Origin of the sequence: Delftia sp. UME58, assembly GCF_014170385.1 — a bacterium.
Lineage (GTDB): Bacteria > Pseudomonadota > Gammaproteobacteria > Burkholderiales > Burkholderiaceae_C > Comamonas > Comamonas acidovorans.
On the sequence record NZ_LZZV01000013.1, the window covers coordinates 137,832 to 158,812 of the forward strand.

Annotated in this window: 16 protein-coding genes; 7 read left to right on the top strand and 9 right to left on the bottom strand. The window is 68.3% G+C overall.

Features of this window, described 5'->3' with window-relative positions; translation table 11 throughout:
• Positions 1 to 25 precede the first annotated feature (25 nt).
• Both ligA and A9976_RS04105 read left to right on the top strand, forming a co-directional pair.
• A complete protein-coding gene (ligA, locus tag A9976_RS04100) occupies positions 26 to 2,137 on the top strand; it encodes an NAD-dependent DNA ligase LigA (RefSeq protein ID WP_183017929.1) in 2,112 nt (703 codons plus the stop codon).
• Positions 2,137 to 3,144, top strand: a complete 1,008-nt coding sequence (locus A9976_RS04105; protein ID WP_183017930.1) for a patatin-like phospholipase family protein — start codon at positions 2,137 to 2,139, stop codon at positions 3,142 to 3,144. Before ligA ends, A9976_RS04105 begins: the two co-directional genes overlap by 1 nt.
• 53 nt (positions 3,145 to 3,197) lie before the next feature.
• On the opposite strand, the gene A9976_RS04110 is transcribed toward A9976_RS04105, so the two are convergent.
• The 3 genes from A9976_RS04110 to A9976_RS04120 form a co-directional block, all read right to left on the bottom strand.
• Positions 3,198 to 6,044, bottom strand: a complete 2,847-nt coding sequence (locus A9976_RS04110; RefSeq protein WP_183017931.1) for a chemotaxis protein CheW — start codon at positions 6,042 to 6,044, stop codon at positions 3,198 to 3,200.
• Between the two features lie 252 nt (positions 6,045 to 6,296).
• Complete coding sequence (locus tag A9976_RS04115; RefSeq protein ID WP_183017932.1) at positions 6,297 to 6,860, bottom strand: NUDIX hydrolase; 564 nt, start codon at positions 6,858 to 6,860, stop codon at positions 6,297 to 6,299.
• 147 nt (positions 6,861 to 7,007) lie between these two features.
• Positions 7,008 to 7,703: a fumarylacetoacetate hydrolase family protein gene (locus A9976_RS04120; protein WP_183017933.1), complete on the bottom strand. Its 696-nt coding sequence runs from the start codon at positions 7,701 to 7,703 to the stop codon at positions 7,008 to 7,010.
• Positions 7,704 to 7,836: 133 nt separating this feature from the next.
• Between A9976_RS04120 and maiA the strand changes: the two genes are divergently transcribed.
• Positions 7,837 to 8,502: a maleylacetoacetate isomerase gene (gene maiA / locus A9976_RS04125; protein ID WP_013802559.1), complete on the top strand. Its 666-nt coding sequence runs from the start codon at positions 7,837 to 7,839 to the stop codon at positions 8,500 to 8,502.
• The gene (gene pgeF / locus A9976_RS04130) at positions 8,499 to 9,356 is read left to right on the top strand and encodes a peptidoglycan editing factor PgeF (protein WP_183017934.1); all 858 of its coding nucleotides are present in this window, start codon (positions 8,499 to 8,501) and stop codon (positions 9,354 to 9,356) included. Before maiA ends, pgeF begins: the two co-directional genes overlap by 4 nt.
• On the opposite strand, the gene A9976_RS04135 is transcribed toward pgeF, so the two are convergent.
• A complete protein-coding gene (locus tag A9976_RS04135; protein ID WP_183018161.1) occupies positions 9,276 to 9,611 on the bottom strand; it encodes a hypothetical protein in 336 nt (111 codons plus the stop codon). The genes pgeF and A9976_RS04135 overlap by 81 nt on opposite strands.
• 141 nt (positions 9,612 to 9,752) lie before the next feature.
• On the opposite strand from A9976_RS04135, the gene A9976_RS04140 reads away from it, so the two are divergent.
• The 3 genes from A9976_RS04140 (at position 9,753) to phbB (ending at position 13,900) form a co-directional block, all read left to right on the top strand.
• Positions 9,753 to 11,645: an alpha/beta hydrolase gene (locus A9976_RS04140; protein WP_183017935.1), complete on the top strand. Its 1,893-nt coding sequence runs from the start codon at positions 9,753 to 9,755 to the stop codon at positions 11,643 to 11,645.
• A 123-nt stretch (positions 11,646 to 11,768) separates the two neighbouring features.
• Positions 11,769 to 12,950, top strand: a complete 1,182-nt coding sequence (locus tag A9976_RS04145) for an acetyl-CoA C-acetyltransferase (RefSeq protein ID WP_013802555.1) — start codon at positions 11,769 to 11,771, stop codon at positions 12,948 to 12,950.
• Positions 12,951 to 13,162: 212 nt separating this feature from the next.
• Positions 13,163 to 13,900, top strand: coding sequence for an acetoacetyl-CoA reductase (gene phbB / locus A9976_RS04150; RefSeq protein ID WP_183017936.1), 738 nt, complete (start codon positions 13,163 to 13,165; stop codon positions 13,898 to 13,900).
• Positions 13,901 to 14,617: 717 nt separating this feature from the next.
• On the opposite strand, the gene A9976_RS04155 is transcribed toward phbB, so the two are convergent.
• The 5 genes from A9976_RS04155 to A9976_RS04175 form a co-directional block, all read right to left on the bottom strand.
• Positions 14,618 to 14,767: a hypothetical protein gene (locus tag A9976_RS04155; protein WP_232245826.1), complete on the bottom strand. Its 150-nt coding sequence runs from the start codon at positions 14,765 to 14,767 to the stop codon at positions 14,618 to 14,620.
• Between the two features lie 65 nt (positions 14,768 to 14,832).
• Positions 14,833 to 16,896, bottom strand: coding sequence for an ABC-F family ATP-binding cassette domain-containing protein (locus A9976_RS04160; protein ID WP_183017937.1), 2,064 nt, complete (start codon positions 16,894 to 16,896; stop codon positions 14,833 to 14,835).
• 94 nt (positions 16,897 to 16,990) lie between these two features.
• The gene (locus A9976_RS04165; protein ID WP_183017938.1) at positions 16,991 to 18,010 is read right to left on the bottom strand and encodes a tripartite tricarboxylate transporter substrate binding protein; all 1,020 of its coding nucleotides are present in this window, start codon (positions 18,008 to 18,010) and stop codon (positions 16,991 to 16,993) included.
• Positions 18,011 to 18,051: 41 nt separating this feature from the next.
• Entirely contained in the window at positions 18,052 to 19,275 is a 1,224-nt protein-coding gene (locus tag A9976_RS04170; protein ID WP_071955718.1) for an acyl-CoA dehydrogenase family protein, read from the bottom strand.
• A gap of 1 nt (position 19,276) precedes the next feature.
• Positions 19,277 to 20,881, bottom strand: a complete 1,605-nt coding sequence (locus A9976_RS04175; protein ID WP_183017939.1) for a class I adenylate-forming enzyme family protein — start codon at positions 20,879 to 20,881, stop codon at positions 19,277 to 19,279.
• Positions 20,882 to 20,981 lie beyond the last annotated feature (100 nt).

Sequence of the window (20,981 nt, forward strand, 5' to 3'; positions counted from 1 at the left end):
ACAACAGGCTCCTGGCCTCAACCCCATGAATGACAATCTGGATCTTTTCTCCGGCGCAGCCCCTGCGGCGCCGGAGTCCGGGGCCGCCCCCGACAAGGTGCTGGCCAAGGTGCAGGCGCTGCGCGCCCAGCTCAACCAATGGGCGCATGAGTACTACGTGCTGGACACGCCCACCGTGCCCGACGGCGAGTACGACCGCGTCTTCCAGCAATTGCAGGCATTGGAAGGTGCCTACCCCGAACTGGTCACCCCGGACTCGCCCACGCAGCGCGTGATCGGCGCCGTGCTCGACGGCCTGATGCCCGTGCGCCATGCCGTGCCCATGCTCAGCATCCGCACCGAGACCGACAACGAGGCCACGGGAGCCGAGGCCTTCGACGCACGCATCCGCAAGGAGCTGGAACTGGCCGAAGGCGCGCCGCCCGTGGAGTACGTGGCCGAGCCCAAGTTCGACGGCCTGGCCATGAACCTGCGCTACGAGAACGGCCGCCTGGTGCAGGCCACCACGCGCGGCGACGGCGAGGTGGGCGAGGACGTGACCCACAACATCCGCACCATCCGCAAGATTCCGCTGTCCCTGCCCGAAGGCAAGGGCGTGCCGCCCGTGGTCGAGGTGCGCGGCGAGGTCTACATGGGCCGCGCCGACTTCGTCAAGCTCAACGAGCGCCAGCAGGCCGCCGGCGGCAAGAGCTTTGCCAATCCGCGGAATGCGGCGGCAGGCTCGGTGCGCCAACTGGACTCGGGCATTGCGGCGCAGCGCCCGCTGTCCTTCTTCGCCTATGGCCTGGGCGAGATCACGCCGGCTGCCCAGGGCGGCCCCGACTTCGTCACCCACTACGCCATGCTGCAGGCGCTGCGCGACTGGGGCTTTCCGGTGGCGCCCCAGGTCTGCATCGCCAAGGGCGCGGCCGAGCTGGTGGCCTTCCACCAGCGCATGGGCGCCGAGCGCGCCACGCTGCCCTACGAGATCGACGGCGTGGTCTACAAGGTCAACAGCCTGGCCCAGCAGCGCCAGCTGGGCTTTGTCTCGCGCGAGCCGCGCTGGGCCGTGGCCCACAAGTACCCGGCCGAGGAAATGCCCACGCGCATGGAAGGCATCGACATACAGGTCGGCCGCACGGGCAAGCTCACGCCCGTGGCGCGCCTGGCGCCCGTGGCGGTGGGCGGCGTCATCGTCACCAATGCCACGCTGCACAACCTGTTCGAGATCCGCAAAAAACGCGTGCGCACCGGCGACACCGTGGTCGTGCGCCGCGCCGGTGACGTGATCCCCGAGGTCGTGGGCCGCGTGCCCGGCGACCGGCCGGCCTATGTGCCCAACTTCCGCATGCCCGCTGCATGCCCCATCTGCGGCAGCGCGGTGTCGCGCCCCAAGGGCGAGGCCAACCACCGCTGCACGGGCGGCCTGTTCTGCCCGGCGCAGCGCAAGGAGGCCATCCTGCACTTTGCCGCGCGGCGCGCCATGGACATCGAGGGCCTGGGCGACAAGCTCGTGGACCAGTTGGTGGACGGCCACGTGGTGCGCACGCTGCCCGACCTCTACCGCCTGGGCCTGGTGGCCCTGGCATCGCTGGACCGCATGGCCGAGAAGTCGGCCCAGAACGTGCTGGACGCGCTGGAAAAATCCAAGAAGACCACGCTGGCGCGCTTTCTCTTCGGCCTGGGCATCCGCCAGGTGGGCGAGTCCACGGCCAAGGACCTGGCCCGCCACTTCGGCCAGCTGGACGCCATCATGGACGCCAGCGTCGAGCAACTGCTGCAGGTGCGCGACGTGGGGCCCATCGTGGCCGAGAGCATCCACACCTTCTTCGCCCAGCCCCACAACCGCGAGGTGGTCGAGCAACTGCGTGCCTGCGGCGTGCACTGGGAAGAGGGCGCGGCGCGCGAGCAGACCGCCCAGCCGCTGGCCGGCATGACCGTGGTGCTCACGGGCACGCTGCCCACGCTGGGCCGCGACCAGGCCAAGGAGATGCTGGAGGCCGCAGGCGCCAAGGTTTCCGGCTCGGTCAGCAAGAAGACCAGCTATGTGGTGGCCGGTGCCGAGGCCGGCAGCAAGCTGGCCAAGGCCGAGGAGCTGGGCGTGACCGTGCTGGACGAGGCCGGCATGCTGGCCCTGCTGGCAGGCGGGGACCGCTGATGGCGCTGAGTCCGCGCAAACCCGTGGTCGGCCTGGCGCTGGGCAGCGGGTCGGCGCGCGGCTGGGCGCATTTCGGCGTGCTGCGCGCGCTGGAGGATGCGGGCCTGCGGCCCGACATCATCTGCGGCTCGTCCATCGGCGCCCTGGTCGGTGCCTCCTATGCGGCTGGCGAGATGCAGCGCTTCGAGGAATGGGTGCTGGGACTGGGCATGCGCAAGGTGTTCGGTTTCATGGACTTCAACATCACGGGCGGCATGCTCAAGGGCGAGAAGCTGATCGCGTTCTGGCGCGAGCACTTCGTGGACTCGGCCATCGAGGACCTGAAGATTCCCTTCGGCGCCGTGGCCACCGACCTGCATTCGGGCGCCGAGGTCTGGCTGCGCAAGGGCTCCATCGCCGATGCCGTGCGTGCCTCCATCGCGCTGCCCGGCCTGTTCACGCCCGTGCAGCGCGAGGGGCGGCTGCTGGTCGATGGCGGCATCGTCAACCCCGTGCCCGCCTCGCTGGCACGTGCCATGGGCGCGGACATCGTGATCGCGGTCGATCTCAATGCCGACATCATGCGGCGCCACATGCGGCCGCTGGCTCCCTCCGCCGCCATGGCTGCCGCGCCGTCGCTGGAGGAAGCCCCGCCTGCCGCGGAGCAGGGCGTGGCGCCCGAGGACCTGGCCGGCCAGGCCAGCGCCGTGGCCGGCACGGCCTGGGTGCGCAGGCTGCAGCGCGGCGTGATGGGGTGGATGCCCGGCCACCACCGCGACGAGGCAGGCCGCGAGACCGAGCCCCCGCCCCGGCCGCCCTCGCTGCTGGACGTGGTGATGACCAGCGTCAACATCATGCAGATGCGCATCACGCGCAGCCGCATGGCGGGCGACCCGCCCGAGCTGGTGATCGCGCCGCGCCTGTCCCACCTGGGCCTGCTGGACTTCCACCGCGCCCGCGAGGCCATCGACGAAGGCTACGAGGCAGCGCAGGCCGCGTTGCCGGGCCTGCGCCACTGGGGCCTTTGAGGCGTTACAGGCGCGGCACACCCGGCACGCCTTGTATGCCTGATAGGCCCGGGCTACGCCGCCTCCCTTTCCACGCTGACCGCATTGCGGTCGGCATTGGCCGCGGCAACGCGCGAAGGCTGCAGCCTGCGCATCAGCGCGGCGGGGTCCAGGCACTGGATCAGCGGCAGGCCCGAATCGGCATGCACCAGCTTGCGCACCAGGGCCGTCGCGGTGTCGGCCGCGTTCAGCATGGGCGAATCCACCAGCGCGCTGGCTGGCAGCCGGTGCACGCCCTGCAGCGCGCTGACCAGCAGGCCCACGCGCAGGCCGCCATGCTGGACCACGATGACCTGTGACTGCTCGGTGACCACGCCGGGCTGGTCCTGCAGCAGCGCGGCCAGGTCGAACACCCAGACATAGCCGCTGACGCTGCCCTGGCTGCGCCGTGCCAGCGCGCCCACGCAAAACGGCAGCCGTCCTGCCGCCACGGGCGAGATGGCGCTGGCGGGCAGGGCCTCGCAGACATCGCCCGCGCGCAGGGCCAGCAGGCTGGCGCCCACGTAGAAGCTGGCCAGTTCCACAGGCGCGTCGCCGCTGCCATGCACGGCGCGCCCGTGCCCATGCCCGTGCGTAGCGGGCCGGGCGCCATCCAGGCGGGTGGCCGACGCCAGGCGCAGCGCGCGGTTGCGCGCATCGGCATGCACGGGGCCCAGCCGCTGCAGGCTCAGGCTGACGAGGCCGGCCAGCGTGTCGTCCGTTGCGCTTTCTTTTGCATCGCGTGCCGCGCCCTGGTCCAGCCGGAACTCGCGGTAGCCGCGCCCGGCGGCCATGCCGACGATGCAGTAGTGGCCTTCGATCTCCTCGATGCTGCTGCGCACCTCGCCATCGGCCAGCGATGCCAGGCCGGCCACGCCTGCGATGCAACTGCCCAGCGGGCGCCCGCCATGGCTGGCGGCGACGATGCGCCCGTCACGCGCCACGTAGAAGGCTTCCATCGGCAGGCGCGGCAGGCCGCTGTCTTCGGGATCGGTGGCTGCGGCCTGCTCTGCCGTTGCTGCCTGCTGTGGCGCTGCGGCCTGCAGCATGGCCTGCAGCTCCCGCCGCGTGTGGAACAGCAGGGCGATGCCGCCGATGACGGGGCCCTGATCGCCGCCGTGTGCATGTCCGTGCGCCTGTTCACTCCCAGGCGATGGCGCGCGCAGCGCGGCATGGTAGACATGGACGGGCAGGCCCCCATCGTCCATCTCCTGCACGTGGTAGGCCTGGGCATCGCGCAGCAGCACGGTGGCCTGCAGGGCCGATGCCTGCACGCGCGTGCCGGGAGCCAGGGGCAGGCCGGCCTCGCTCTCATGGCTGCAGGCCAGCACCAGGCCCTGGGCGTCGTACAGCGCAATGCGCGCATAGACGGTGTACAGCGCATTGAGCTGCTCCAGCAGCCGCTGCGCGCTGTCGTGGGCCTGTACCGACAGGGCCAGGCAGCCGCTGTTGTCCGCCAGCACCTTTTGCAGGCCGGGCGTCAGGGCCCACCAGCGGCAGTCGTTGGCACGTTCATAGAGATTGCGCTCCAGCAGGTCCATCAGCAGCCGGTTCAGCGTGCTGTGTTCCTGCAGCCGGGTGGACAGCGCGGTCTCGTGCAGGCCGTGAATGGCGCGTGTGAACACGGCATGGGTGAGGTCGCCGGTCTCGCCCATCTGCTCCAGAACGGCCTGCAGCGGGTCCGGGTGGGCCGTGCCCTGCACGGGGGACTCCGGTGCCTGGCTGGCCGCCAGCACCTGGCCATTCCAGACCACGCGGCGTATGTCGTCGGCCGCGCGGGCCATGGCGTGCAGCGGCGGGCAAAAGCCGCGCGCCTGGGCCATCAGCCCCTCGGCAATGGCCGGCTCCAGCGCCTGCAGGACCTGCGGTCTTTGCTGCGCGGCGAAGGCCAGGTCCAGCGGTGCCATCACCTGGGTCTGCCAGCCTTGCGGCCCCGCATAGCCCTGGTAGGGCAGGGCGCGCGCCGTGCGCACCAGGTAGGTGCGTCCTGCATGGATCAGCGGCTGCAAGGCATCACCATGGTGCATGGGCACGCGGCTGCCGGGGGCGATCCAGTGGGCGTCGCTGCTGGCGATGACCAGTCCGCCGTCGTCCAGCAGCAGCCCCACCTGGGCGCGCGGCCCGCCCGAGGCAAAGATGGCCTGCATCTCGGCGGCAAAGTCGAAGCTCAGGCACAGCACGCCGAGCACCGCCATGGTGCGTGGGTGCAGCAGGCGCTGCGCGTAGATCAGGCGGTCTGCGCCGGGCAGTACGCAGCTGGCGCCGAAATGGCTGACATGGCCCGCCTGTTGCAGGGACTGCTGGAACCAGGCCTCGGCACAGGGCGGTGGCTGCTTGCGGCCTGCCTGTGCCTGGGCACGGGCGCAGACCTGGCCTTGCGTGTCCAGCAGCAGGATGTCGTCATACACCGTGTACTTGGCTCGGTAGCTCTGGAGGTGGGCCTGCAGCGGTGCCTGCCATGCGCGCAGGCCGCCGGCCGCCATGTCGGGCAGGCCGCAGTCATCGCCATCGCCATCGTCAAGCCGTGCCATGGCCTCGCAGAGCACGGTATCGGCGGCGAGAAAGCCGACATCGGCCGTGCGCTCGTACAGGCTTCGCACCAGCAGGTCGATGGCATGGGCGGACTGCATGCCCAGCTGGGCCATGGCCTCCTGCGCGGACTGCACCAGCTGCGACTGCAGCAGGCCTTGCTCCAGCTGCTCCAGTCCCTGGCGCGTGTCGGTGAGCATGGACACCAGGGCCTGCCCCTGCTGCGAGGCCTGCATGCGGGCCGAGGCTTCGATGAGCCGCCACATGAGCCGTATTTCGCGCAGGTCGGCGGCGTTGCGGTTGAGTTCCCGCAGGTGGGGAAGAATCAGGTCGGTTGGCAGGGATGTGGCCATGGAGCGCTCCGCAGTCAGGTTCAGGCTGGGTGAAACCCGCTTTCCCCGATCAGGGAAAAGCCTGATGCAACGAGCAAGAAGGAGGCCAGCTTGTGACTAAATGTGTCTGCAGGGTGACACATGGATGACAGCCCCCCATCCACAGCCCCACCCGCAGCCCCATCGGCGCCACGCCGCGGCATGGCCTGGCATCACCGGGGTGCTTCCGGCAGCACCGTGCAGCGCGGTGGTGCCGGACGGCGGTGCATGTGCCTACAGGCTCAGGTCGATGGAGTGCACTCGGTGCGCATCAAGCAGGCCGGCCGCACGGTCCTCGAAGTAGCGCTCCAGCGTCACGCGCACGGTGCGGAAGGCCAGTTCCTCCCAGGGAATCTCGGCCTCGGCAAAGAGAGCGGCCTCCATGGTCTCGGGGCCTGGATAGAACTGCTCGCTGCGCAGGCGGGCGCGGTAGAACAGGTGGACCTGGCTGACCTTGGGCACGTCAACGATGGAAAACAGCGGCCCCATCTCGATGTCGGCACCGGCTTCCTCATCGGTCTCGCGCTGGGCGCCGCGCGCCGTGGTCTCGGCCAGCTCCATGAAGCCTGCGGGCAGGGTCCACAGGCCCCGGCGCGGCTCGATGTTGCGCTTGCACAGCAGCACGCGGCCGTCGTCGGTGACGGGGATGGTGCCGACCACGTTCAGCGGATTCTCGTAATGGATGGTGTGGCAGTGCGGGCACACGGCGCGTTCGCGCGTGTCGCCATCGTCGGGAATGCGGTAGACCACGGCCGTGCCGCAGGCTCGGCAGAACTTGATGGGGCTGCGAAAAATCATGCCGACACCATGGAAGTGAAAGCGCCGCCAGACGGAAGGCAGGAAGGCTTTCCGTGCAGCGGACTGTGGGTTCAGAAAAACGAAGGCCGGCAGGCCGGGGAACGCGCTCCCCGCTGCCTTGCCGGCCTGTCGCCAGGCAGAGGGATCTCAGGCGATCTTGACGCTCAAGGGGCTCAGGCCATCGATGCGGCCTTCCAGCAGGTCACCGCGCACCACGGCGGCCACGCCTTCGGGCGTACCCGTCATGATCAGGTCGCCGGGCTGCAGTTCCCAGGCGGCCGACAGGTGCTCGATGGTCTCGGCAATGTTCCAGATCAGCTTGCCGATATCGCTGCGCTGGCGGTCGGCGCCATTGACCTGCAGCGAGATCGTGGCCTTGGCGATGTCGCCGGCCTCGGCTGCCGGGGTGATGGAGCCGATTGGCGCGGCATGCTCGAAGGCCTTGCCTATGCACCAGGGGCGGCCCTGCTTCTTCATGTCGTTCTGAAGGTCGCGGCGCGTCATGTCCAGGCCCACGGCGTAGCCCCAGATGTAGTCCAGCGCGTCGGCGGCCTTGATATTCTTGCCCGCCTTGCCGATGGCCACGACGAGCTCGATCTCGTGGTGCAGGTTGGCGGTCAGCGTGGGGTAGGGCATGGTGCCCGTGGTGCCGGCCTCGACGGGCACGATGGCGTCGGCAGGCTTGAGGAAGAAGAAGGGCGGCTCGCGGCCTGTGAAGCCCATCTCCTTGGCGTGCTCTTCGTAGTTGCGGCCCACGCAGTAGATGCGGTGCACGGGAAAGCGCTCGGGGCGGCCCAGGACGGGTACGCTGGCCACGGCGGGAGGGTTGAAAACGTAGCTCATGTCGGTGTTCCTCTGGCGCCTTGTCTCGTTGGCGCCGCCGCAAGTGTGCCATGCCTGTGGCCCCGCAGCGGCGCAACGCGATCGCCGCACGAGCATGAACAGACCCCGGGCTGCACGGTATGCTTTGCGGTCTATGAAGCTCCACACCTACTTCCGCTCGTCGGCCTCCTACCGCGTGCGCATTGCGCTGCAGATCAAGGGCCTGGACTATGAATCCGTACCCGTGCACCTGCTGCGCGGCGACCACAGGGCACCGGCCTATGCCCAGCATGTCGGCGATGCACTGGTGCCGGCGCTGGAAACCGAGGACGGCCACTGGCTGACCCAGTCCATGGCCATCATCGAATATCTCGATGAGACCCATGCCGAAATACCGCTGCTGCCGCGCGACGCCCTGGGCCGTGCCCATGTGCGCGCGCTGGCCCAGATGGTGGCCTGCGAGATCCATCCCCTGAACAACCTGCGCGTGCTCAAGTACCTGGTGCGCAACCTGGGTGTCTCCGACGAGGCCAAGAGCGGCTGGTACGTGCATTGGGTGCGCTCCGGCCTGGAAGCCTTCGAGCGCCAGCTGGACCTGCTGGCCGCCGAGCGCGAGGCCGCCGGCCTGGCGCCTTCGCTGTTTTGCTGGGGCGACACGCCCACGCTGGCCGACTGCTGCCTGGTGCCGCAGATCTTCAACGGCCGCCGCTTCAACGTGAGCCTGGACGGCCTGCCACGCCTGGCGGCCATCGTCGATCGCTGCGAGGCGCTGCCGGCCTTCCAGAAGGCCCATCCCTCGGCCTGCCCCGACGCGGAATGAGCGCGGCCCGGCCTGACTCCATCCCCGGCAACCTCCCCGGCAACATCCCCGCATCCTGGCTGGTGCCCGAGTGGCCCGCGCCGCCCGGCGTGCACGCGCTGTGCACCTCGCGCGAAGGCGGCGTCAGCACGGCGCCCTGGGGCAGCCTGAACCTGGGCGACCATGTGGGCGATGACCCGCGGGCCGTGCGCACCAACCGCCAGCGGCTGCAGGAGATCGTGCGTGCCCATACGCCGGGCGCCTGCGCGGTGTTCCTGCAGCAGGTGCATGGCGTGGATGTCGTGGCCCTGGATGCAGGCAGCGCGCAGGGCCAGGCCTTCGATGCCTGCGTGGCCAGCGCCTCGGGCGTGGTCTGCACCATCATGGTGGCCGACTGCCTGCCCGTGCTGCTGGCCCATCGCAGCGGTGCCGTGGTGGGCGCGGCCCATGCGGGCTGGCGCGGGCTGGCGGGCGGGGTGCTGGAGACGCTGTTCGAGCGCTTTGCAGGCCAGATCCAGACACCGCCCGGGCAAGCGGCGCAGCAGACCCTGGCCTGGCTGGGACCCTGCATCGGTCCGCGCTCCTTCGAAGTGGGAGCCGAGGTGCGCGCGGCCTTCATCGCGCATGACGCGGCGGCCGGGGCGCATTTCACCGCCGTGGCGCAAGAGGGCGGGGGCGCACCCAAGTACCTGGCCAACCTGGCCGGGCTTGCGCGCCAGCGCCTGGCGGCGCTGGGCATCACCGCCATCTACGGCAATGACGGCGGCGACGCATGGTGCACGGTGCTCAACGGCTCACGGTTCTTTTCGCACCGGCGCGACGCTGCCCGCCTGGGCAGCAGCGGGCGGTTCGCCGCCTGCATCTGGAAGGACTGAGCGCGCCTGCGTGCCGGGGCCGTTTTGCGAGGCCTGCTGCTGCGCCAGCCAGGCCTCGCGCTCGGCCAATTCGCGTGCATGGCGTTTTCGCTTGCGCGCGGGCGTGCCCATGATGTAGATCACGATCGACAGCGGCAGCAGTCCGTAGAGTGCGAACGTGATCACGGCGCCGAGTATGCTGCCCGTGGGGCTGGCGGCCTCGGCCACTGCCATCATCAGAGTGACATACAGCCAGGCGATAACAACGAGATACATGGTCGAACCAAAAAAACGAGCGGGGCACGGGTTTTCGTGGAGGTCTGTGCCGGGCAAGGCGGGGCTCGCCTGGGTCACAATCAAAACGGATGCCCCGCAAGCCCCAGGCTATTGCATGGCATCCACGAACAAGGATGCAGCATGAATTTTGACCCACTCGCTGGCCTGTCAGGCCAATCCGTCCAGCAATTCTGGAACGAGCAATGGAGCCGCACGCTGCAGACACTGCAGCAGATGGGGCAACCAGGCCTTCCGGGAATCCAGGGCATGCCAGGCATGCCGGACATGGCCCAGGCCTGGAAAGCGGCCGTCCCCGAACCCGGCGCCCTGCCCGAGAACGCGCTGTCGCTGGACCCCGAAAAGCTGCTGGAGCTGCAGCGCCAGTACCTGGATGGCGCCAAGGCCATGGCCGAACAGGGCGGCGCCCAGGCGCTGCTGGCCAAGGACAAGCGCTTCAACACCGAATCGTGGGCCGGCAACCCGCTGACGGCGGCCACGGCCGCCACCTATCTGCTCAACAGCCGCATGCTCATGGGCCTGGCCGATGCCGTGCAGGCCGATGACAAGACGCGCAACCGCGTGCGCTTCGCCATCGAGCAATGGCTGGCGGCCATGGCGCCCAGCAACTTCCTGGCACTCAATGCCGAGGCCCAGAAGAAAGCCATCGAAACCCAGGGCGAGAGCCTGGCCCAGGGCGTGGCCAACCTGCTGGCCGACATGCGCCAGGGCCATGTGTCCATGACCGACGAGAGCCTGTTCACCGTGGGCAAGAACGTCGCCACCACCGAAGGCGCCGTGGTGTTCGAGAACGAGCTGTTCCAGCTCATCGAATACAAGCCGCTGACGGACAAGGTGCACGAACGGCCCTTCCTCATGGTGCCGCCCTGCATCAACAAGTTCTACATCCTGGACCTGCAGCCTGACAACTCGCTGATCCGCTACGCCGTCAGCCAGGGCCATCGCACCTTCGTGATGAGCTGGCGCAACCCCGACGAAAGCCTGGCGCGCAAGACCTGGGACAACTACATCGAGGACGGAGTGCTCACCGGCATCCGCGTGGCGCGCGAGATCGCGGGAGCCGAGCAGATCAATGTGCTGGGCTTTTGCGTGGGCGGCACCATGCTGTCCACTGCGCTGGCGGTGCTGCAGGCGCGCCACGACCGCGAGCATGGCGCAGCTGCTGCTCCGGCGGCCAAGGCGCCTGCGGCCAAGCGCGCGGCTGGCAGCCGCAGCGCCACCCGCACATCCACAGCCCGCGCCACGGCGCCGGCCGGCGTGCCGTTTCCCGTGGCCAGCGTCACGCTGCTGACCACCTTCATCGACTTCAGCGACACCGGCATCCTCGATGTCTTCATCGACGAATCCGTGGTGCGCTTCCGTGAGATGCAAATGGGCGAGGGCGGCCTCATGAAGGGCCAGGACCTGGCGTCCACCTTCAGCTTTCTGCGGCCCAACGACCTGGTCTGGAACTACGTGGTGGGCAACTACCTCAAGGGCGAGACGCCCCCGCCGTTCGACCTGCTGTACTGGAACAGCGACTCAACCAACCTGCCCGGCCCCTACTACGCCTGGTACCTGCGCAACCTCTACCTGGAAAACAGGCTGGCCCAGCCCGGCGCGCTGACCGTCTGCGGCGAGCGCATCGACATGCACCAGCTGCGCCTGCCGGCCTATATCTACGGCTCGCGCGAGGACCACATCGTGCCCGTGGGCGGCTCCTATGCGTCCACCCAGGTGCTGGGCGGCGACAAGCGTTTTGTGATGGGCGCGTCGGGCCACATCGCGGGCGTGATCAATCCGCCGGCCAAGAAAAAGCGCAGCTACTGGCTGCGCGAGGACGGCCAGCTGCCCGCCACGCTCAAGGAGTGGCAGGCCGGCGCCGACGAGTACCCGGGCAGCTGGTGGGCCGACTGGAGCCCCTGGCTGGCCGAGCACGGCGGCAAGCTGGTCGCGGCGCCAAAGCAGTACGGCAAGGGCAGGGAATACACGGCCATCGAGCCGGCCCCGGGCCGCTACGTACTGGTCAAGGCCTGAGGCACAATCGTTTCGATGCTGCAGTGCAATAACGCTGTGGCTTGAATGCAGGGTGCCGCTGCCGCGACTGCGGCCGCGTGCGCCCAGGCATCCCTTCAAGAGTCCAAAGAAAGGTCCGTCATCATGGAAGACATCGTCATCGTTTCCGCTGTCCGTACTGCCGTTGGCAAGTTTGGCGGCACCCTTGCCAAGATCCCCGCCACCGAACTGGGCTCCATCGTGATCCGCGAGGCACTGAACCGTGCCAAGGTCGGCACCGACCAGGTCGGTGAAGTCATCATGGGCCAGGTGCTGGCCGCTGGCGCAGGCCAGAACCCCGCACGCCAGGCCATGATGAAGGCCGGCGTTGCCAAGGAAACCCCGGCCCTCACCATCAACGCCGTCTGCGGCTCGGGCCTGAAGGCCGTGATGCTGGCAGCCCAGGCCGTGGCCACGGGCGACAGCGAGATCGTCGTGGCCGGCGGCCAGGAGAACATGAGCCTGTCGCCCCACGTGCTGCCGGGCTCGCGCGACGGCCAGCGCATGGGCGACTGGAAGATGGCCGACACCATGATCGTGGACGGCCTGTGGGACGTCTACAACCAGTACCACATGGGCATCACGGCCGAGAACGTGGCCAAGGAAAAGAGCGTCAGCCGCGAGCAGCAGGATGCCCTGGCCCTGGCCAGCCAGCAAAAGGCCACGGCCGCACAGGACGCAGGCAAGTTCGTGGACGAAATCGTTCCCGTCAGCATTCCCCAGCGCAAGGGCGATCCCGTGGTGTTCGCTGCCGACGAGTACATCAACCGCAAGACCAATGCCGACGCCCTGGCAGGCCTGCGCCCGGCCTTCGACAAGGCCGGCTCGGTGACGGCCGGCAACGCCTCGGGCCTGAACGACGGCGCGGCCGCCGTGGTGGTGATGAGCGCCTCCAAGGCCAAGGCCCTGGGCCTGACGCCGCTGGCGCGCATCGTCTCCTACGCCACCAGCGGCCTGGACCCCGCCACCATGGGCCTGGGCCCGGTGTTCGCCTCGCGCAAGGCGCTGGAGCGTGCGGGCTGGACCGCGCAGGACGTGGACCTGTTCGAGCTGAACGAAGCCTTCGCGGCCCAGGCCTGTGCGGTGAACCAGGAGTTGGGCATCGACCCGGCCAAGGTCAACGTCAACGGCGGCGCCATTGCCATCGGCCACCCCATCGGCGCATCGGGCGCCCGCATCCTGGTGACCCTGCTGCACGAGATGCAGCGCAGCGGCGCCAAGAAGGGCCTGGCCGGCCTGTGCATCGGCGGCGGCATGGGCGTGGCCATGGCGGTGGAGCGCGTCTGAAAGGCTCCGGGAAAACGTTAGCAAGCTTTCAGGGTAGATCCTAGGTCTGCCTAGGGCCTGCCCGAAGAGAGGCGCAGCGCACGCGCTGCATACTAGCCATACGGGGATGCCGGGCCCAGAGGTTCAGGCACCCTTGGTGATAACCGGAGTCAATGTCCCGGTTGTCGTGGATAGATTGATCTGAAGCAACCATTGATTGACAGGAGAGAAGAATGGCTCAAAAAGTAGCGTATGTCACAGGGGGAATGGGAGGCATCGGAACGGCTATCTGCCAGCGTCTGCACAAGGAAGGCTTCAAGGTCATCGCAGGTTGCGGTCCGTCGCGCGACTTCCAGAAGTGGCTGGACGAACAAAAGGCGTTGGGCTACACCTTCCATGCATCGGTCGGCAATGTGGGCGACTGGGCTTCCACCGTCGAGGCCTTCAACAAGACCAAGGCCGAGCACGGCAACATCGATGTGCTGGTCAACAACGCCGGCATCACGCGTGACCGCATGTTCATCAAGATGACGCCGGAAGACTGGCAGGCCGTCATCGAGACCAACCTCAACTCCATGTTCAACGTGACCAAGCAGGTCGTGGGCGACATGGTGGAAAAGGGCTGGGGCCGCATCATCAACATCAGCTCGGTCAATGGTGCCAAGGGCCAGGCAGGGCAGACCAATTACTCGGCCGCCAAGGCGGGCATGCACGGCTTCACCATGGCGCTGGCGCAGGAGATGGCTACCAAGGGCGTGACCGTGAACACCGTCAGCCCCGGCTACATCGGCACCGACATGGTCAAGGCCATCCGTCCCGACGTGCTGGAGAAGATCGTGGGCACCATCCCCGTCAAGCGCCTGGGCGAGCCCAGCGAGATCGCCTCGATCATCGCCTGGCTGGCTTCGGAAGAAGGCGGCTATTCCACCGGCGCCGATTTCTCGGTCAACGGTGGTCTGCACATGCACTGAGCCTGCAAGGGTTCACGCAGGAAAGGGGCCTTCGGGCCCCTTTTTCGTTGAGAACCCCCTATTGCAGGGGGCCCGGAAATGACAAAACCCACCGAAGCGGGTTTTGTGGAAGAGGGGGTCTGCACGGAAGACCGTCAGACCGGTGGTGTCAGGGGCTGGGGCACCGTGTGCGCCAGCCAGCGCCTCAGCGCTTGCGATCGCGTTCGTCTTCGGGCCAGATGGACATGATGGCAGTCGTTTGCATGAAAACTTTCTCCTGTATTGCTCTCTTAACGCGGGCCGGATTCAGCTGGTTGACAGGTTTTCAAAAAATTTTCGAAGGAAGTCGAAACTTTTTCGTGACCCGGTTTTCAGGCCTTGCGGGGGCCGCGCTTGCGGTCACGGTCATCCCATGGCCAGACAGCTTGGGCCAGCGCAGCGGCTGCAAAGCGGGTCTGCAGGGCGGTGTGGGAAAAGATGTCGGTCATGTGCAATCACTCCTTTGTTGCGTGTTCAACGCGGGCGAGTGGCTGCGGGTTGACTCAGGGATTGCCCCAGGACGCAAGCAATTGCAAGCCTGGAGGTGATGACCTGTCAGTTTGAAGACAGATTTCTGGCGTGTTGGGGAAAAATCCGTTTCCTGACAGAGGCTTGCGGGCGCGACGAGCCGGGGACGAGGCTGTTACGCCTCGTTGCCCGCAACGCATGGGCGCAGGTCAACCCGGGGCGAAATGCCGATCAGGCAAAGATCAGGGGCACGGCAGGCGCATCGTCCACGATGCAGCCGCGGTACATGCCGGCGCTGTTGAAGGGGCAGTGCACGCGTACCTGCCTGTCCACGGCCGCCACGCCGCCCTGGCCGCCGATGTGGGCCAGGGTGTCCTGCACTGTGGCGTGGGCTGCGAGCTCCCGGCTTTGCTCCAGGTAGGCGTGCTTTTCGGCAACGCCTGGAATCAGTCGGAAATCGCGGCCGACAACTGCTCGATCTGCTCGCTGAGTTCCAGCCAGCGCTCCTCCAGGCTGTCGATCTCGTCGTTGCAGGCCTTGAGGCTGCGGCCCGTCTCGGCCATGTCGGCGGGCGAGATGGGCTGGCTCAGCAGGCCTTCGAGCCGCGTGCGCTCGGCCTGCAGCTGGGGCAGGCGCTTGTCCAGCTGTTCCAGTTCCTTCTTGAACGGCCGGGTCTTCTCGGCCATTTGCTGGCGGGCCAGGGCGGCCAGGCGCCGTTGCTCGCGCTGGTCTCCGGCGCTGGCGGCAGGCGGCGTGGACGGGGCAGCGGGAGCCGGGGCCAGCGCAGCAGCCACGGGGGCCTGCACTGCAGGTGCTGCATGTGCTGCAGGCTCCACCTGCGCTGCCGCCTTGCTGGTGGCCGCAGCCGCCTGTTCGGCCTTGCGGGCCTCTTCGCGCAGGCGGCGGGATTCTTCCAGCAGGTAGCGCTGGTAGTCGTCCAGGTCGCCGTCGAAGGGGCCGACCACGCCACGGCCGACCAGCCAGAAGTCCTCGCAGACCGAGCGCAGCAGCGCGCGGTCGTGGCTGACCAGCATGACGGTGCCGTCGAAGTCGTTGATGGCCATGGCCAGGGCCTCGCGCGTGGCCAGGTCCAGGTGGTTGGTGGGCTCGTCCAGCAGCAGCAGGTTGGGGCGCTGCCAGACGATCATGGCCAGCACCAGGCGGGCCTTTTCGCCGCCGCTCATGCTGCCCACGGCCTGCTTGACCATGTCGCCGCTGAAATTGAAGGTGCCCAGGTAGCTGCGCAGGTCCTGCTCGCGGGCCTGCGGGCCGGTGGCGCCGGTGTCCCGTGCCAGGCGGATCATGTGCTCCATCGGGTTCTCGCCGGGGCGCAGCACATCCAGTTCCTGCTGTGCGAAGTAGCCGATGTTCAGGCCCTTGCCTTCGGTCACGGTGCCGGCCAGGGCCTTCATCTCGCGCGCAATGGTCTTGACCAGGGTGGACTTGCCCTGGCCGTTGGCACCCAGGATGCCGATGCGCTGGCCCGCCAGCACCGAGCGGTTGACGCCGCGCAGGATGGTGGTTGCCTGGCCTTCGTCGTCCCGGTAGCCGAATGCGGCGTCCGTGATCGCCAGCATGGGGTTGGGCAGGTTGGCCGGCGGCTTGAACTCGAAGGTGAAATCGGCGCTGGCCAGCATGGGTGCGACCTTTTCCATGCGCTCGATCTGCTTGACGCGGCTTTGCGCCTGCTTGGCCTTGGAGGCCTTGGCCTTGAAGCGGTCGATGAACTTCTGCAGGTGGGCGATCTTGTCCTGCTGGCGCTCGAACGAGGCCTGCTGCAGCAGGATCTGCTGGGCGCGCAGTTCCTCGAACTTGCTGTAGTTGCCGCCATAGCGCGTGACCTGCGCGTTTTCGATGTGCAGCGTGGTGTTGGTGATGGCGTCCAGGAATTCGCGGTCATGGCTGATCACGACCAGGGTGCCGGGGTAGCGCTTGAGCCAGGCTTCCAGCCAGACCAGGGCGTCCAGGTCCAAGTGGTTGGTGGGTTCGTCCAGCAGCAGCAGGTCGGAGGGGCACATCAGCGCGCGCGCCAGCTGCAGGCGCATGCGCCAGCCGCCGGAGAAGCTGTTGACGGGGTGCTCCAGCTCGGAGACCTTGAAGCCCAGGCCCAGGATCAGGGCCTGGGCGCGCGGCACGGCATCGTGCGCACCGGCATCGGCCAGGTCCACGTGGGCATGGGCGATGGCCATGCCGTCCTCGCTGGCCTCGGCGGCCGCGAGCTGGGCATTGAGCTCGCTCAGGCGGGTGTCGCCGTCCAGCACGAACTGGGTGGCCGTCTCCGAGGTCTCGGGCATGTTCTGCGCGACCTGGCCCAGGCGCCACTGCGAAGGAATGGAGAACTCTCCACCGTCCTCGGCCAGGCTGCCGTTGAGCAGGGCGAACAGGCTGGACTTGCCGGCGCCATTGCGTCCGACAAGGCCGACTTTTTCACCGGGGTTGATGGAGACGGAGGTGCTGTCCAGCAGCACGCGGGTGCCGCGGCGCAGGGTAATGTTGCGAAGGCTGATCATGAATGGGCAGGATTATCCCAGCGATTGCGCCAGGGCAGGATTGCCGCCCGCCATGCCCGTGCCCGGCCACGGTGCAAAGCCCTGGCGCCGGGCCCTAGATCGGCTGTATGCCCACGCGCTGCATCATGGACTGGGTGAACTGGATCTCGCGCTCGAAGCCCTTGGCATAGGCGTCGGCGCTGGTGATGGCGACCTTGCCGCCTTCCTGCTCCAGCAAGGCGATGACCCTGGGCTGCCTGAGCACCTCCTCCAGCGCCGTGCGCAGCCGCTGGACGATGGGCTCGGGCGTGGCGGCCGGCACGGACACGCCGCCCCAGGACGTGAGGTTGACGTTGGGCACACCCAGCTCGGCCAGGGTCTGCACCTGGGGCAGCTTGGCATTGCGCTGCGGCCCGGCAATGGCCAGTGGCACCAGTTTGCCGGCCAGCACCTGGGGATAGGCCACGGAAAACAGCGGGGCGCCGAAGGCCACCTGCTGGCCCAGCACGGCATTGACCAGTTCCGAGGCGCCCTTGTAGGGCACATGGTTGACCTGCAGGCCCATGCTGGAGGCCAGCATCTCCACGCCCAGGTGCGATGGCGTGCCCACGCCGCCCGAGGCATAGTCCAGCGCGCCGGGCCTGGCCTTGGCGCGTGCGGCCAGGTCGTCCAACGTGCGCATGCCAGAGTCGGCATGCACGACGACCAGGATGTCCGAGCGCGACATGCCCAGCACATGGCGGAAGTCCTTGAACACGTCGTAGCCCGGGCTTTTGTACATGCGCATGGCGGCGGCCATGGGCGAGCCCGAGTACAGCAGGGTGTAGCCGTCCGCCGGCGCCTTGGCCACCTGGCGTGCGCCGATGTTGCCGCCCGCGCCGGCGCGGTTGTCTATCACCACGGGCTGGCCCAGCTGGGCCGACAGCGCCTCGGCCACGATGCGCGCGGCCGTGTCGGGGCTGGTGCCGGCCAGGTAGGGCACCACCCATTTGATGGGGCGCGTGGGCCAGGCGCTGTCGTGCGCGGTGGCTGTGGCGGCTGTGGCAGCCCAGGGCAGGCCTGCGGCAAGCGATGCGGCGCCCGCAGCGCGCAGGAATCGGCGTCGGTCCGGCCTTTGGGATGGATTGTCTTGCATGGCGTTGTCTCCTTGTCTTTTCGCTTTCATGCCGGCCAGCCTCAGGCGCCGGCCCGCTCCAGCAGTTCCTTGGCGATGGTGTTGCGCTGTATCTCGCTGGTGCCCGTGAGCACGCGGTACATGCGCAGCATGCGGAACAGGAATTCCACGCGCCGGCCCTGGACGATGCCTTCGCCGCCATGGATCTGCACGGCGCGGTCGGCAATGCGGAACGCCGTCTCCGAACAGAACAGCTTGCTCATCGAGGCCTGGGCGCGCGCATCGATGCCGGCGTCGATGGCGCGGGCCGTCTGCACCATCAGTGCGCGCGCCGCCATCCATTCGGTGGCCATGTCGGCCAGCATGTGCTGTATGGACTGGAACTGGGCAATGCTGCGGCCGAATTGCTGGCGCCCCAGCGCATAGTCGCGCGCATCGCGCAGCGCCACCTGGGCCAGGCCCAGCATGGCCGGACAGTGCAGCAGGCGGTTGACGGTGATGCGGCCCAGCGCCAGGGCCAGGCCCCGGCCCGGCTCGCCGATCAACTGGGCGGCGGGCACGCGGCAGCCGTCGAGCACGATGTCCCCCGTGCTCGATTGCCCGGCCATGGTCTTGTAGCCGCTGACCACCTGCACGCCCGGGGCATGCAGGTCCACGAAGAAGGCGCTGATCTCGCGCTGCGGGCTGCCCTCGGGCGCGGTCGAAGCCATGAGCACGGCCAAGTCGGCGAACGGCGAGCCCGAGATGAAGCGCTTGCGGCCGTGGAGCACGTAGTGGTCGCCCTCCAGCACGGCGCGAGTCTCCAGCGCGCCCGCGTCCGAGCCGGCCGCTGCCTCGGTCAGCGCAAAGCAGATGGATTTCTCTGCGCGCGCCACGGGCAGGATGAACTGCTCCATCTGCAGCGGCGTGGCCTTGCGGATCAAGGCGCCTATGCGCGGCGGGCCGCTGAGTTCGCCCAGCACATGGGGCGCGAAGGGTGAGCCCGTGGCGTAGATGGCCTCCTTGACCAGCACCTGGTCGAGCACGGACAGGCCGGCACCGCCCATGGCCTCGGGCAGGGTCATGCCGTAGAAGCCGCGCGCATGCGACAGCTTCCAGACCTGGCGCAGCAGTTCGGTGGAGGCGCTGTTTTCATGGTCCACGCCATGTGCGCGGGCGAGGTCGGCCAGTTCGCCGTGGATGAATGCGTTGAGCGCGTCGATCAGGCCGGCTGCGCGCTCGGAGCCTTCAAAAGGCATTTCCAGCAGGGCAGCGTTGGCGGCGGGGAGAGTGTCTTTGGCGTTCATCTCAGTTCACCTTGCGGGCGTGGTTGGCCCAGTAGGGCGCCTGCACGGCGCGGCGCATGACCTTGCCGTTGGGGTTCTTGGGCAGCTGCTGCACGAATTCGATGTGGCGCGGGCGCTTGAAGCCGCCCAGGCGCTCCGCGCAAAAGCGGTCCAGCGCGGCGCTGTCGCCGGCCAGGCCGGGCTTGAGCACGATGTGGGCGGCCACGGCCTCGCCCCATTTGTCGTCGGGGATGGCGAACACGCAGGCATCGGCCACCGAGGCATGTTCGTAGAGCACGGACTCCACCTCGGACGGATAGACGTTGAAGCCGCCGCTGATGACCATGTCCTTCTTGCGGTCCACGATGTAGACAAAGCCCTGCTCGTCCATGCGGGCCAGGTCGCCCGTGTGGTAGCGGCCGTTCCTGAGCACCTCGGCCGTCAGCTCCGGCGCGCGCCAGTAGCCCGCGAAGACATCGGCGCCGCTGACCACGATCTCGCCGATCTCGCCCTCGGGCACCGGGCGGCCCTCGTCGTCCAGCACCTCGACCAGGGATTCCAGGAAGGGCCGTCCGCAGGAAGCCAGCCGCTCGGGGCGCGACGCGCGCGCCTGCAGGTGGTCCTGCACGCTCAGGCCGCAGACGCCCGAGGTGGTCTCGCCCGCGCCGTAGCCCTGGGACAGGATGGGGCCGAACACGTCCATGGCCTGCAGGATGCGCGCCGGCGCCATGGGCGCTGCGCCGTAGCCCAGGCGCAGCAGGTCGGGCAGGGGGCGGTAGCGGCCGCCGATCTCGGCCAGCAGCATGTTGATCATGGTGGGCACCATGAAGGTGTGGGTCACGCGTCGCGCCTGCATCTCGGCCATGAAGGCGCCCGGCTCGAAGCCCGAGAACAGGTGGATGGTGGCGCCCGTGCACAGCGCCGGCACCATCTGCATGCCCGAGGCGTGCGTGACCGGCCCCACCAGGCCCAGCACATGGCCGGCCTGCATGCCCTCGCCGCGCATCAGGAATTTGCGCAGCTGGGCCAGGCGGTTGCCGAAGGTCTGCATGGCGGCCTTGAGCACGCCCGAAGAACCCGAGGTGTAGTGCAGCACGGCCACCTCGTGCTCGTGCACGACCACGGGCTGGAAGCGGTCGCTGGCGCGGGCGAGCAGGGCCTCGTAGCTTTCGCCGGCGGGGCCGTCCAGCAGCAGCAGGCGCACATCGGCGGACTGCAGGTGCGGCTTGAAGGCCTCGGCGCGCGCTGCGGTGGTCACGATGACGGCGGCATCGCTGTTGGCCGCGATATCGCCCACCTCGCGCGGCGAAAGGCGTGCGTTGAAGGGCGCCTTGATGAGCCCGGCCTTGTAGCAGGCGATCTCGATCTCGACGATTTCCACGCAGTTGGGCAGGTAGATGCCCACGCGGTCGCCACGGGCCAGGCCCAGCGCCGTCAGCGCATTGGCCAGCCGGTTGGAGCGCTGCTCCAGCTCGGCATAGCTGATGCTGCGCGCGGCGCTGGTCACGGCCGGCTGCGCGCCGTAGGCCTTGCAACTGCGCGCGACCAGTTCGCCGACATTGGGGATGGGAAGGGAGTGGGGGGGTGAATGGGGGTGGCCTGCGGTGGGCCGGGATGTCTCGTGCATGGCATTCCTTGGCTGAAGCCGCGCGTTTTGCGCGGCGTGCCATGCACTGTTGCAGAAGAGGCCTGGAGCGGGGAAATACCGTTTAGTGATTCAGGCGCAT

Bases quoted from the DNA above. Each gene is read 5' to 3' on its own strand.
- ligA (WP_183017929.1), top strand. From the start codon at position 26: ATGAATGACAATCTGGATCTTTTCTCCGGCGCAGCCCCTGCGGCGCCG.
- A9976_RS04105 (WP_183017930.1), top strand. From the start codon at position 2,137: ATGGCGCTGAGTCCGCGCAAACCCGTGGTCGGCCTGGCGCTGGGCAGC.
- A9976_RS04110 (WP_183017931.1), bottom strand. From the start codon at position 6,044: ATGGCCACATCCCTGCCAACCGACCTGATTCTTCCCCACCTGCGGGAA.
- A9976_RS04115 (WP_183017932.1), bottom strand. From the start codon at position 6,860: ATGATTTTTCGCAGCCCCATCAAGTTCTGCCGAGCCTGCGGCACGGCC.
- A9976_RS04120 (WP_183017933.1), bottom strand. From the start codon at position 7,703: ATGAGCTACGTTTTCAACCCTCCCGCCGTGGCCAGCGTACCCGTCCTG.
- maiA (WP_013802559.1), top strand. From the start codon at position 7,837: ATGAAGCTCCACACCTACTTCCGCTCGTCGGCCTCCTACCGCGTGCGC.
- pgeF (WP_183017934.1), top strand. From the start codon at position 8,499: ATGAGCGCGGCCCGGCCTGACTCCATCCCCGGCAACCTCCCCGGCAAC.
- A9976_RS04135 (WP_183018161.1), bottom strand. From the start codon at position 9,611: ATGTATCTCGTTGTTATCGCCTGGCTGTATGTCACTCTGATGATGGCA.
- A9976_RS04140 (WP_183017935.1), top strand. From the start codon at position 9,753: ATGAATTTTGACCCACTCGCTGGCCTGTCAGGCCAATCCGTCCAGCAA.
- A9976_RS04145 (WP_013802555.1), top strand. From the start codon at position 11,769: ATGGAAGACATCGTCATCGTTTCCGCTGTCCGTACTGCCGTTGGCAAG.
- phbB (WP_183017936.1), top strand. From the start codon at position 13,163: ATGGCTCAAAAAGTAGCGTATGTCACAGGGGGAATGGGAGGCATCGGA.
- A9976_RS04160 (WP_183017937.1), bottom strand. From the start codon at position 16,896: ATGATCAGCCTTCGCAACATTACCCTGCGCCGCGGCACCCGCGTGCTG.
- A9976_RS04165 (WP_183017938.1), bottom strand. From the start codon at position 18,010: ATGCAAGACAATCCATCCCAAAGGCCGGACCGACGCCGATTCCTGCGC.
- A9976_RS04170 (WP_071955718.1), bottom strand. From the start codon at position 19,275: ATGAACGCCAAAGACACTCTCCCCGCCGCCAACGCTGCCCTGCTGGAA.
- A9976_RS04175 (WP_183017939.1), bottom strand. From the start codon at position 20,881: ATGCACGAGACATCCCGGCCCACCGCAGGCCACCCCCATTCACCCCCC.